The organism is Novosphingobium mangrovi, assembly GCF_022818885.1.
In the GTDB taxonomy this organism is placed as follows: Bacteria; Pseudomonadota; Alphaproteobacteria; order Sphingomonadales; family Sphingomonadaceae; genus Novosphingobium; species Novosphingobium mangrovi.
In genome coordinates, this window is record NZ_JALHAT010000012.1 from 1 (window position 1) to 12,362 (window position 12,362).

Annotated in this window: 9 protein-coding genes; 4 read left to right on the forward strand and 5 right to left on the reverse strand. The window is 67.0% G+C overall.

Going from position 1 to position 12,362, the window contains the following annotated elements:
- Positions 1 to 41 precede the first annotated feature (41 nt).
- Positions 42 to 2,207 carry a TonB-dependent receptor gene (locus MTR65_RS08620; RefSeq protein ID WP_243799163.1) on the reverse strand — a complete coding sequence of 722 codons (2,166 nt, stop codon included), beginning with the start codon at positions 2,205 to 2,207 and terminating at the stop codon, positions 42 to 44.
- Positions 2,208 to 2,275: 68 nt separating this feature from the next.
- On the reverse strand, positions 2,276 to 3,988 hold the full coding sequence (locus MTR65_RS08625) for a thiamine pyrophosphate-binding protein (RefSeq protein WP_243799166.1): 1,713 nt from the start codon (positions 3,986 to 3,988) through the stop codon (positions 2,276 to 2,278).
- A 199-nt stretch (positions 3,989 to 4,187) separates the two neighbouring features.
- Here MTR65_RS08625 and MTR65_RS08630 point away from each other — a divergent pair, with 199 nt between their 5' ends.
- The 4 genes from MTR65_RS08630 (at position 4,188) to MTR65_RS08645 (ending at position 9,463) form a co-directional block, all read left to right on the forward strand.
- Positions 4,188 to 5,498: an MFS transporter gene (locus MTR65_RS08630; protein ID WP_243799168.1), complete on the forward strand. Its 1,311-nt coding sequence runs from the start codon at positions 4,188 to 4,190 to the stop codon at positions 5,496 to 5,498.
- Positions 5,499 to 5,781: 283 nt separating this feature from the next.
- Positions 5,782 to 7,164: a class II fumarate hydratase gene (gene fumC, locus MTR65_RS08635; protein ID WP_243799171.1), complete on the forward strand. Its 1,383-nt coding sequence runs from the start codon at positions 5,782 to 5,784 to the stop codon at positions 7,162 to 7,164.
- 107 nt (positions 7,165 to 7,271) lie between these two features.
- Positions 7,272 to 8,684: an SLC13 family permease gene (locus MTR65_RS08640; RefSeq protein WP_243799173.1), complete on the forward strand. Its 1,413-nt coding sequence runs from the start codon at positions 7,272 to 7,274 to the stop codon at positions 8,682 to 8,684.
- Between the two features lie 68 nt (positions 8,685 to 8,752).
- Entirely contained in the window at positions 8,753 to 9,463 is a 711-nt protein-coding gene (locus MTR65_RS08645; RefSeq protein ID WP_243799175.1) for an HAD family hydrolase, read from the forward strand.
- A 151-nt stretch (positions 9,464 to 9,614) separates the two neighbouring features.
- Here the strand turns inward: MTR65_RS08645 and MTR65_RS08650 are convergent, their stop codons facing one another.
- From MTR65_RS08650 to tolB, 3 genes are all read right to left on the reverse strand, one after another.
- The gene (locus tag MTR65_RS08650; protein ID WP_226634394.1) at positions 9,615 to 10,148 is read right to left on the reverse strand and encodes a J domain-containing protein; all 534 of its coding nucleotides are present in this window, start codon (positions 10,146 to 10,148) and stop codon (positions 9,615 to 9,617) included.
- A 151-nt stretch (positions 10,149 to 10,299) separates the two neighbouring features.
- Positions 10,300 to 10,842, reverse strand: coding sequence for a peptidoglycan-associated lipoprotein Pal (gene pal / locus MTR65_RS08655; RefSeq protein WP_243799177.1), 543 nt, complete (start codon positions 10,840 to 10,842; stop codon positions 10,300 to 10,302).
- Positions 10,843 to 10,967: 125 nt separating this feature from the next.
- A complete protein-coding gene (gene tolB, locus MTR65_RS08660) occupies positions 10,968 to 12,362 on the reverse strand; it encodes a Tol-Pal system beta propeller repeat protein TolB (RefSeq protein WP_243799179.1) in 1,395 nt (464 codons plus the stop codon).

The window sequence follows — 12,362 nt, forward strand, 5'->3', positions numbered from 1 at the left end:
CAGAACTTCACCGAGTTGGGAATCCTTTTTGTCAACGCGACCTAGTAGCTGAACCTCACCGAAACCTTCCAGGTCCGCGGATCGCCGGGGCTGCGGATGCCGTAGGCGCCCAGCACGTTGCCGTAGACGTAGTAGTCTTCCTTGAGGAGGTTGGCGACCGAGAAGCGCAACTCGATATCGCTGTCAACCGGCGGTGCCCAGCCGACGTAGGCGTTCACGAGTTCATAGTCGGGCATGTAGGTGATCGGCGCGTTGGTGCCGCCAAGGTACTTGCCGCCCATGTAGGAATAGTCGGCGCCGACCAGAAGGTCGCCCAGCTTCTCGTCAGGAACCCGGCCCGAGAAGCCTGCACTGCCCTGCCAGTGCGGCACGTTGGGCAGGCGCGTCGCGCCCGACGACGCGGCCGAACTCGCGGGATCGATGTCGAGGTACTTGTCGTCATTGTAGGAGCCCGAGGCAAACAGGTTCCAACCCGGCAGCGGCGAATAGGAGAACTCACCCTCGATGCCCTGCACCCGGGCGGTGCCCGCGTTCTGCGTCAGGGAGGAGCCGGCCACGATCACGTTGGTCTGGATATCGCTGAAATCGTTGCGGTAAGCGGCGAGGTTGAGGTGTCCGCGCCCATCCAGGAACGAAGTCTTGAGACCCACTTCGTAGGCCCACACGGTTTGCGGATCGAAACCGTTCTCGTAGTTCGTCGGGTTGACAAGCGCGAGATAGTTGAAGCCCCCGGCCTGAAAGCCGCGCGAAACGCTGGCATAGGCGAGGATATCCGGGGTTGCCTGCCAGTCGAGGCCGAACTTGGGCGTCCAGGACTTGGCCTTGCGGGTCGCGTCGATGTCGCCGTAGGTCCGGTCCTCGAGCACGGTCGTCAGGTTGTTCTGCTGGTATCCCTCGACCGACTTGGTCTCGTGCGTATAGCGCAGGCCCGCCGTCGCCGAGAGCGTGGGCGTCAGGTCATAGGTCAGCTGGCCATAGGCAGCGTAGCTGGTGGTCTTCATGTCGACCAGCTGGGGCAGAAGATCATAGAGGCCGAGCAGGAAGTCGCTCCGCCCCTGATGGCCCTTCTCGCGGAAGTAATAGAGCCCGGCGATGTAGTGCAGCTTGTCGCCCATCGCATCGCCCAGGATCTGCAGCTCCTGCGAGATCTGGGTGCGCCCCGCTTCCGATTCCAGCCGGTCGAAGCCCAGCGCATAAGGGCCATCGACGGTGTTCGTAGGCTGCCCGGCGGTGGTGTCAGCCAGGAAGTCCTGCTCGTTGCGCACGACGCCGGTGATCGACTTGATCGTTGCTCCGCCGACATCGTAGCTCAGCGTGAGATCGCCGCCATAGGTTTCGACATCGCCATAGCCATCAATCGGGCCGACATAAGTGTAGGGATCGGAGGCCGCCGGCTCGAGCGTCACCGGGTCAGTGGCAAGGCCGACCGATCCATCGTTCTTCGCGCGCGAATAGAAAGCCGAGGCGTTGAGCCCGAACGGCCCGCCCCCCGTATAGGCCAGCGCCACGCGCCCGCCGTACTCGGTCGCCTTGCCATAGTCGTCGCGATCCAGCGCCGGAGCGCTGAAATAGCCATCACGGTCGTAGAAATTGCCGCTGGCAAGGACCGCCCAGTCGTCCGACAGCGCGGTCGAGACCGTGCCCTTGAGGCGCACCATGTCGTAGGCCCCCGCCTCGGCCTGAAGCGAGCCGAAGCTCGTGCCGTCCGGCTTCTTGGTCACGTACTTGATCGCGCCCGTCAGCGTGTTGCGGCCATAGAGCGTGCCCTGGGGGCCGCGCAGCACCTCGATGCGTTCAAGGTCGGCGAGATCCAGGTTCGCACCCGTCAGGCTCGCGAAGTACAGGTCGTCGATATAGAGGCCGACCGCGGATTCGTAGCCCACCCAGGTGCCCGCGTTCTGCCCGGCGCCGCGCATGAAGATGGTGAGCGTGGTGGGATCGACGGTGCCCTGCGTCACGCTGAGGCTGGGCGTCACGCGCTGGAGGTCGGCCGTGCGCTGGATCTGGAGATCCTGCAGCGCCTGTTCGCCAAGCGCCGTCACCGAGATCGGCGTTTCCTGAAGCGAGCTTTCGCGGCGCTGGGCCGTGACGACGATGTCATTGCCATAGGCGCTCGTATCGGCGCGCGGTGCCTGTTCCTGCGCCAGCGCGGGCGATGCGGCCAGCATCGCGGTTCCGGCCAGCAGCCATCTGGAAGCCTTGGTCATGTCTTTCTTCCCCGAAGTTGTTATCTTGATAGTGTTGCTGAAAGTGGGGCCCTCAGTGCCCCGGCCACTCAATGACCAGGAATGTCCTCGAACAGGACCATCCCCAACAGCGGCTCGGTCTTGCGGATGCGCCCGCCTTCCGGATCGACGCGCACGTCGATGAGGCTTGGGCCCGTGCGCGCCAGCGCCTCGGCGAGCGCGGCATCAAGCTCACCCTTCGTCTCCACGCGTTCGCCATGTCCGCCAAAGGCGCGCGCAATCGCGGCGTAGTCGGACTGGCCAAGGTCGGTGTTGATCGCGCGCCCATAGGCGAGCTTCTGGCCGTGATATTCGGTGCCCCATTTGCCGTCGTTCGAGACAAGGACGAGGAGCGGAAGGCCAGAGCGCGCCGCGGTGTCGAGTTCGGCGAGGAAAAAGCCCAGCGAGCCATCGCCTGTCACCAGCGCGACGGGCACCGGATCGCGCGCCTCACGCCGCGCAGCTTCTGCCTCGGCCGCGGCCATGCCGATAGCCAGCGGGAAGGCCGCTCCCATCGCGCCGAAAGGCAGCAGATCGGCGTAGGAACGCGGGGTGTGGACCCGCATGCAGGCCTGGGTGAAGTTCATCGAATCCGCGCCATCGCAGACAAGTACCCGCTCGGGCGGCAGGACGCGGTCGAGCGCGGCGCCGATGGAGGCAGGATGGAGGTCCTCGCCATAGTCGGCGAGCAGGCCCTCCACGCACGTGGCGCGAGGCTCCAGCGCCTGCGCGATCCAGCTCGGATCGCGGCGGAAATCGTGCGCCTGCAAGCTTTTGCCAAGCGCTGTCAGCGTGCGCGCCGGATCGGCCAGCACCGCGAGTTCGACAGGGACATTGCGCCCGATGGCCTCGGCGCTGGTGTCGAGATGGATGAAGCGGGCCTCGGGCGCGAAGCGCGGCGCCAGGCCATAGCCGAACCACATGTTCATCCGCGCGCCGACCACCAGCACCAGATCCGCCTCGCACGCGGCGCGCTGCGCGTAGGGCCAGGGATAGCCGGTCGGCGCAACCTCGGGGACGAGCCCGCGCCCGAGGCCATTGCCCAGGACCGGCACACCCATGCCCGCCAGCGCCTGGAGCGCCTCCCCGCACGGTGACAGGGCCGCCCGGTTGTCCGTCACGATGATCGGACGGCGCGCCTCGGCCAGCATCTGCGCCATCGCCGCGACCTGATCGTCGTGCGCCCCGGGCAGCGTGGGCACCGTGACCGGCGCGCGCGGCGCGCTCGTGGTCTCGCGGGTCAGGAAATCGAGCGGCAGGACGAGCAAGGCCGGGCCGGGCACGCCTTCATTGGCCGCCTTCATCGCCGCGTGGAAATACTCGCCCACCCGGTCGGGGGAGGGTACCGTGCGGCTGAACTTGAGATAGGGGGCGGTCATCTCATGACGGTCGACGGCATAAGGCACGGAGGGTTCGACCCAGCTGTCGGGAAAGCGCGTCGCGATCACGACCAGCGGGCTTTCGGCCTGCGCGGCGGTCATCAGCGCGGTCATCGCGTTGGCCAGCCCCTGCTCGGCCACGATCAGCGCAACGCCGGTGCGCCCCGAGCGGCGGGCATAGCCGTCGGCCCCGCCCACAGTGCCGCTTTCGTGCCGCCCGCCGACGATGGAAACGCCCCGTTCCTCAAGCGCGAACAGAAGCGGAGCGTGAGTCGCCCCGGCAAGGGCAAACACCGTTTCGGTGCCGGATTCGCAGATGCCACGGGCCAGGTATTGGGCGCAGGTCTGGCCCGGTTCGGGCGTGGAGGAGAGGTCCTTGGTCATGCCCGCAAGAGACCGCAATGCGGGAAAATGATCGAACCTCGGACAGACCTTTGTTCGGATCGCGGATGTTTTGCCCGGTCAGGCTCGTCCCACAGGGTGGCTCAGGTAGCCTCCCTGCCTGCCGAACGGTGGCCTCGCCACCTCTGCCCCCCGGGGAGAGACCCCGCTCACACACGGCCGACAAGGGTGAAGTTGAACGATGAATAGTGCGGAACACCAAAGCTCCCACGCACAGCCAGGCAGCCTCGCCGAATTCCGCGCAGGATGGCGCCCTCTGGTCGCCTGCGCCTTTGGCCTGGGCCTGGGCCTCTCCCCCATCGCGCCCTACACTTCGGGCATCATGGCGACCGCACTCGAAGGTGAATTCGGGTGGTCGCGCGCCGACATCCTGGGCACGCTCATGCTCGCGCCCATCGCGCTCGTCTTCCTGGGCGCCTATGTCGGGCGCCTGGTGGACCGGCTGGGGCCGCGCAAGGTCGCGCTCGTCTCCACGGCTGGCCTTGGCCTTGCGCAGTTGCTCATCGCGCTCATCGGCGGCCAGCTCCTGACGTTCTATGCCGCCTGGGCGGTGCTCGCCGTCATTTCGCTGGGCACCCTGCCGATGACCTACGCCAAGGTCATCAACGCCTGGTTCACCCAGTCGCGTGGCCTGGCGCTGGGCCTTGCGCTCGCCTCGACCGGCGCCACGGGCGCGGCGATCCCCTTCCTCCTCAACGCCGCGCTTGAGGCCTTTGGCTGGCGCGGGGGCTACGTGCTCCTGGCCGCCCTGCCACTGGTGATCGCACTGCCCGTCCTCTTTGCCTGGCTGCGCCTGCCCGAAGCGCGGGCCCGCACCGCCACTGAGGCCCTTCCCCAGACCGGCATTCCCGTTCGCCAGGCCCTGCGCGGCTATCGCTTCTGGGTTCTGGCTGTCGGCTCGATGGCCCTTGCTTTCGGCGTCAGCGGCCTTCTGCCCAATCTCTTCCCGCTGCTGCTCGACCGCGGCGTGGACAATTCCACCGCCGCCTCCGCGCTTGCCGCGCTGGCCATCAGCGTGACGGCGGGGCGCATTCTCTCGGGCTTCCTGCTCGACCGGATCTGGGCTCCGCTGGTCTGCGCCCTGCTCGTTATCCCGGCGACTTTCGCGCTCGTCCTGCTGGCCAATCCGGGACTTACCGTGCCGGTCATGGTCGCCTCGGTCGTCACGCTGGGCCTGGTGGCCGGCGCCGAGTTCGATCTCGTCGCCTACATGACCGCCCGCTATTTCGGGCAGAAGCACTTCAGCGAGCTTTACGGCATCCAGTACGCCGCCTTCGGACTTGGCGCGGGCTTCGCGCCCGCCTTCTACGGCGCGATGTACGACCGGTTCGGCAGCTATCAGCCCGAGATCATCCTCTCGATCGCGCTACTCCTGTTCTCGGTCGCAATCACCTTCGCGCTCGGCCGCTATCCGACCTCGTTCAGCCCAGCTCCCGCAGCTGCGCAGCCGGAAAGCGCGGCCCATCCTGCAGGAGAACCCCGGACAGCCTGAGCCGCCTCGCCCCGTCTTGGATGCACCCCGAGTGCCTGTCCGATTAGGGGTTAGCGCGGATTTTTGTTCGTTGTGCGGATTTTTTGGAGCGCTATACTGGTTAGCGATCACACCCGCCGGTAGGCCACCATCAGTTTCTGAAATTCCCTCAGACTCTGACGACCTTTTCAGCCCCTGCAGCGCTTTTGCGCCGCGGGGGCTTTTTTTGGCCCCCGTGCAATCGCGCAAAGGCTTCCTACCTTGAGTGGCGACCACCCGCGCCACCACCAAGGAGCCTATCCCCATGAAAACCCGCATGGAAAGCGACAGCCTCGGCGAGATCGCCGTGCCGCAGGACGCCTACTGGGGCGCCCAGACCCAGCGCAGCATCGCCAATTTCCCCTTTGGCGAGACCGAGCGCATGCCCATCGCGATCGTCCACGCCATGGCGCTGGTCAAGCAGGCCGCCGCCCGGGTCAACCGCCGCCATGGCCTCGACGACACCCTCGCCGAAGCCATCGAACAGGCCGCCGCCGAGGTCGCAGCGGGAAAGCTCGACGACCAGTTCCCCCTCGTCATCTGGCAGACAGGCAGCGGCACCCAGACCAACATGAACGTCAACGAGGTGATCGCAGGACGGGCCAACGAGATCCTCACCGGCACGCGCGGCGGCAAGAGCCCGGTCCACCCCAACGACCACGTCAACAAGGGTCAGTCCTCGAACGACAGCTTCCCCACCGCCATGCATGTCGCCGCGGCCCGCGCGGCCAAAGACACGCTGATCCCCGCGCTCGAAACACTGGAGGGCGCCCTCCTCGCCAAGGCAGAACGCTGGTCGGACATCGTCAAGATCGGCCGCACCCACCTCCAGGACGCAACGCCGGTGACGCTGGGCCAGGAATTCTCCGGCTACTACACCCAGTTGCGCCTAGCCCGCACCCGCACCCTGCCGATGATCGAGCATGGGCTGTGCCGCCTCGCCATCGGCGGCACTGCGGTTGGCACCGGCCTCAACGCGCCCGAAGGCTTTGGCAAGGACGTCGCCGCCGAGCTTGCCGAACTGACCGGTCTTCCCTTCCACGCCGCGCCCAACCCGTTCGAGGCGCTGGCGAGCCACGACACCCTCGTCGAGTTTTCGGGCCGCCTCAACACATTGGCGGTCGCGCTCACCAAGATCGCCAACGACATCCGCTGGCTGGGCTCGGGCCCGCGCTCGGGGCTGGGTGAGATCGAGCTGCCCGCCAACGAGCCGGGGAGCTCGATCATGCCCGGCAAGGTCAATCCCACCCAGTGCGAGATGCTGACGATGGTCGCAGCGCAGGTCATCGGCAACCACCAGGCGATTACCGTCGGCGGTCTGCAGGGCGCGTTCGAACTCAATGTCTTCAAGCCCATGATCGGGGCGGCGGTGATGCGCTCGCTCCACCTGCTGAGCGTCGGGATGGAGAGCTTCACCACCCGCTGCGTGGAGGGGATCGAGCCCAACCGCGAACGCATCGCCGAACTGGTCTCCAATTCGCTCATGCTGGTAACCGCGCTGGCGCCCGAGATCGGCTATGACAAGGCCGCGAAGATCGCCAAGTACGCGCACGAGAAAGGCCTCACCCTGCGCGCCGCCGCGCTCGAACTCGATCTTGTGGATGCCGAAACATTCGACCGCGTGGTGCGCCCCGAAACGATGGTCTGATCCGGCCGCATTCCCTCTCGCCTTGAGGCGCCCTTCGGGGCTAGGCTGCTGCCTCATGTGACAGGCCTCCAAAGGGCCGCACGCGGGGCTAGAGGGGAGCGGCACGGGTGAACAGCCGGACAATCGGACGCATCGCAGGACCGCTGCTGTTTGGCGCGGTCCTCATCGCGCCGCCTCCCAGCGGCATGGCGCAGGCCCCCTGGATCGTGGCAGGGCTCGTCGTCTGGATGGCGACCTGGTGGATGACCCAGGCCATTCCGCTCACCGCCACCGCGCTCCTGCCCTTCCTGGTGCTGCCCTTCGCCGGGATCATGAGCGCGGGCGAGACCGCCTCTGCCTACTATTCGCCCACGCTGTTCCTGATCCTGGGCGGGGCCTTCCTGGCGCTTGCCATCGAGCGCACCGGACTGCACCGGCGCCTTGCGCTCGCGCTCCTGGACCGCCTCGGCAGCGGGGGCGGAGCGCAGCGCCTGCTGCTGGCCTTCATGATTGCCGCCGCGCTCCTGTCCATGGCGATTTCGAACACCTCGACCACGCTCATCATGATGCCCATGGCCGTGGCCGTGCTGGAAGCGGGCGGCATGCAGAGCGAGGACACCCGCGGCCTGTCGGGCGCGCTGCCGATGGGGATTGCCTTTGCCGCGTCCATCGGCGGGCTGGGTACCTTGGTGGGATCGCCGACCAACGCGATTGCCATCGCCCTCCTCGATTCGATGATCGGCGTAAAGATAAGCTTTGCAACCTGGAGCCTGATCGGCGTGCCCGCCGTGATCTTGGGCATTCCCATGGCCGCCTGGATCATCGCGCGCGTGCAAGGGGCCTCGAGCGGCGCCTTTCGCATTGGCGCGGCGCGGCGCGCGATTGCCGTGGAGCCGCGCTGGTCGAGCGCCGAGCGCCGCCTCCTCCCTCTTGTGGCCCTGGCCTTCACGCTGTGGATGACAAGCCCGCTGCTGCGCCCCTTCCTGCCCGCAGGCGCGCTGACCGATGGCTCCATCGCCATCGGGGTCAGCCTGCTTCTCTTCCTCCTGCCCGACGGCACCGGCCGTGCGCTCCTGAGCTGGGAGGAAGCCAACCGCGCGCCCTGGGATGTCATCATGATGTTCGGCGGAGGGCTGGCCCTCGCCGCCGGGATGGGCGCCTCCGGGCTCGACGACTGGCTGGGGCGTTCGCTCCTCCCGCTTTCGGCGGTCCCGCTTCCCCTCGTAGCCCTTGCCATCACCGCGATGGTGATCCTCATCACCGAATTTGCCAGCAACGTCGCAACGGCAAGCGGCATCATGCCGGTCGTGGCCAGCCTCACCGTCGCGCTGGGCGCCGATCCGCTGCTGCTGGCGATGCCTGCCGCGCTTGCGGCCAGCTGGGGCTTCATGCTGCCCTCGGGCACGGGGCCCAACGCGATTGCCTGGGCGACGGGACGGATCGCGCTTCCCAGCATGGTCAAGGCCGGCTTCTGGCTCGATCTCGCGGGCGCTCCTATGATCGTCGCCGTCGTCTGGCTGGTCCATGCGCTGCTGCGTTGAAAGGCACAGGCGCAATACCTAAGTCACCGGCATCCCTCCCCCTTTCCCGACAGACAGGAACGCCCCTCGTGACATTTTCCGCGCCGACCGATGCGCCCTCGCGCGTGGCCGAAGCTCCCTTCCGGCCCGAGGCGATCATCTTCGACATGGATGGCACCCTGCTCGATACCGAGAGCCTCTACCGCCGTTCCCAGCGCGAAGCCGCGCGCGCGCTCGGCCATGACCTGCCCGAGGAGCTCCACCGCCAGTTCGTGGGCGTCCACCGCGAAGTGAATGACCTGCACCTTCAACGCCTTTGGGGCGAAGACGCCGACGTCGCCGCCTTCAACGCCCACGCCGACGAACTGTTCAATGATCTGTGGCGCGCCGATCTTCCGCTGCGCCCCGGTGCCCGCGAACTGCTCGAGGCGCTTACCGAGACCGGCCTCCCGCTGGGCCTGTGCACCTCGACGCGCAGTCCGCTCGCGCAGGAGAAGCTCGAAGTCGCAGGCTTCCTCGAGCTGTTCGCCTCCATCGTCACCCTCAATGATGTCGAGCAGCCCAAGCCCCATGCCGAGCCCTACCTGCTGAGCGCCCGCAACCTGAGCGTCGATCCACAGCGCTGCGTGGTCGTGGAAGATTCGCCCAACGGCCTTCGCGCAGGCGCCAGCGCGGGCATGACCGTCCTGCTCGTTCCCGATCTCCTCGCGCCCACGCCCGAGACGCGCGCGCTTGCCCATGCGGTCCTGCCCGATCTGCACGCCGTTGGCGACTGGATCGCGGGTGCTCTCTCAGTTTGAGGACGCACAGGATACAAAGGGCCATCGCCCCTTGACCCCAAAATGTCTGCCTCACCTTTCCCCGCCAGGGCGGCGCGCATAAGATGAGCTCGACAATTTGGGGAGCCCGAAGGCAATGGCCCCCGGAGAATCCCTTCTACTTTCTACCTCTTCACCCCTGCCACTCGCGCCGCTCTTCCGCCGCGCGCAGGACCTCGTAGGCGAGCTGGTAGGTCTGGAAGGCCTTGGCGGCGTCTTCATCGCCCGGTTTCACGTCCGGGTGGACTTCCTTGGCCTTGGTGCGCCAGGCCTTGCGCACCTCCTGAAACTCCGCGTCGGGATCGAGGCCGAGGACTTCGAGCGCGCGCAATTCGTCGCGGCTGCGCGTGCCGTCGCCCGAGCCGCCCCAGCCGTAGTGCGCCGATTCCTTGTAGCCAGCAGTCTCGGTCCATTCCTCGGACTCGCGCTTTTCGGCCTCTTCCTTGTCGAGCCCGGCAAAGTAGTCCCAGCCCGAGTTGTATTCGGCCGCGTGCTTCTGGCAGAAATACCAGCGATCCGGGCTGTTGGGGCTCTTGGGCGCGGGGCAGTCGCCGCGTTCGGTGCAGCCGTGACGGTCGCAGATGCGCACCTGCGTCGCCTCGCGCGAGCTGCCGTAGCCGCCCCAGCGCGGGAAACCCCAGTTGTCGGATCGTTTTGCACGGGCCATTCCCCAGCCGTTACGCCTTCTCGCGGGCGCGATGCAAGTCTCTTGCGGCCCTGCCACCGGGCGGCGAACACGAAAAAGGCCCGCCCTGCCCCAGCGTGAGCCGAAGGTCGGGCGGGCCTCTTCGCAAGACGCCTTCGCAAAGGCGTTGAGATCAGTCGATGGTGACGGTCACTGCGCGGCGGTTCTGCGCCCAGGCCTGCTCGTTCGAGCCCAGCGCCACCGGGCGCTCCTTGCCGTAGCTGAGCGTGGTCAGGCGGCTCGCCGCAACGCCCAGGCTGATCAGATAGTTCTTGGCCGAGTTCGCGCGGCGCTCACCCAGCGCGAGGTTGTACTCGCGCGTGCCGCGCTCGTCCGCATGGCCTTCGATCGTCGCGCGCTTCTCGGGGTAGGTCATCAGCCACTGCGCCTGCTTGGCGAGCGCCTGCTGGTCCATCGCGTCGATGTCGTACTTGTCGGTGTCGAAGTAGATGGTGTCATCGCCCATCATCTGCGCGGCGAAATCGGCCTGGCTGCCGGGACGCGGGCCTAGCGCCTCGCCCGAATCGGGCTGCGTGGTGGTGCGGGCCGGGCCGGGTTCGGGCGGCAGTTCCTTGGGCGCCTTCGAAGCGCAGGCGGAAAGCGCCAGCGCCCCTGCCACGAGAAGCAGGGTCGAACCGCTCTTCAGGTGTCGCGACATCGAGAGGGAAGAAGGCATTGAGGCAGTCTCCTGTGGTGCTCAGCCCGGGACCGGGCGGCGAAACGAAAGGGTGGGATCCTCCCCCGGGCGCTGTCAACTGGATTGCATTGGCAACCGAACAACGCCTCGGGAGCGGAAAGGGTTCAGCGGCGGATCGGTCCCCAGGCCGGGTCGGACGCGCCCACCGGGGTGGGCAGCTTGCGCTCGTTGCGGCCGGTGAGATCGACCTGCCAGATGGTCGCCTCACCCGAACCACGCTGGGTGCGGAAGAACTGGACGATACGGCCGTTGGGCGACCAGGTCGGGGCCTCGTCCTGCCACGAATCGGTGAGGTAGCGCATGTTGCGGCCCGCAGGGCTCATCACCGCCACGCGCAGGTTGCCTGCGATGTGGGTGAAGGCGATGAGATCGCCGCGCGGGCTCCATTCCGGCGTCGCCGAGCGCCCGCCGAAGAAGCTGATGCGCTTCTGGTTGGTGCCGTCCGCGTTCATCACGTAGACCTGCTGCGAGCCCGAACGGTCGCTTTCGAACACGATCTTGCTGCCATCGGGCGAGTAGCTGCCGCCGATGTTGATGCCCGGGCCATTGGTCAGGCGCTCCGGCGTGCCGCCACCAGCCGAAGTGATGCGGTAGATGTCGGTACGCCCGCCCTGCGACATCGAGAAGAGCACCCATTTGCCATCGGGCGACCAGCGCGGCGCCATTGTCGGGTTGGTGGTGCGGAAGATCAGCTTCTGCGAATTGGTCGTCAGGTCATAGGCGTAGACGCTGGGCTGGCCGTTCAGGTACGAAAGATAGAGGATCTTCGAATAGTCGGGCGAATAGCGCGGGGTCAGCGCCATGGCCTGACCGCTGGTGAGGTAACGGTGGTTGGCCCCGTCCGAGTCCATGACCGCAAGACGCTTCATGCGGTGGTCCTTGGAACCGGTCTCGGCAATGTAGGCGATGCGCGAATCGAAGAACGGGCTCTCCCCCGACAGACGCGAGTAGACCATGTCCGCGCACTTGTGTCCGGCCCGGCGCCAGTCGGACGGGGCGACCTTCCAGCCGCCCTTCTCCAGCGGCTGACCAAGCGCCACGTCATAGAGATAGCACCCCACCGTCAGCGTGCCGTCATTGCCTGCATGGACATAACCCTGCACCAGCATGTCCGCGCCATTGCCCGACCACAGCCGATAGTTGGGCGCGCTCACCTCGCCAAAGGCCGGGCGCGGCAGGCCGTCCGGCCCCGAGGGCTTGAACAGGCCATTGTTCTTGAGGTCACCCGCCACGACCTGCGCGATTGCGTGGCCCAGTTGCCCGGTCGTGCCCGCCGTGGTCTGCGTCGGCACGTCGGCGTCGGTCGCGAAGGTCGTGATCGCGATGCCAAGATCCTGCCAGTCGCTGTCGTCCGAGACCGTCACTTCCAGCCCGTCACTCTCCTGCGCCTCCTGAGTGGGCGCGGTGATTTCCGGCGTGAACGTCCCTGTGGACTGGGCCAGTGCCGGCCCCGAGGCGCAGAGCAGGAGGCCAAGAGCAAGAGCGGAAAGGGTCTTCAT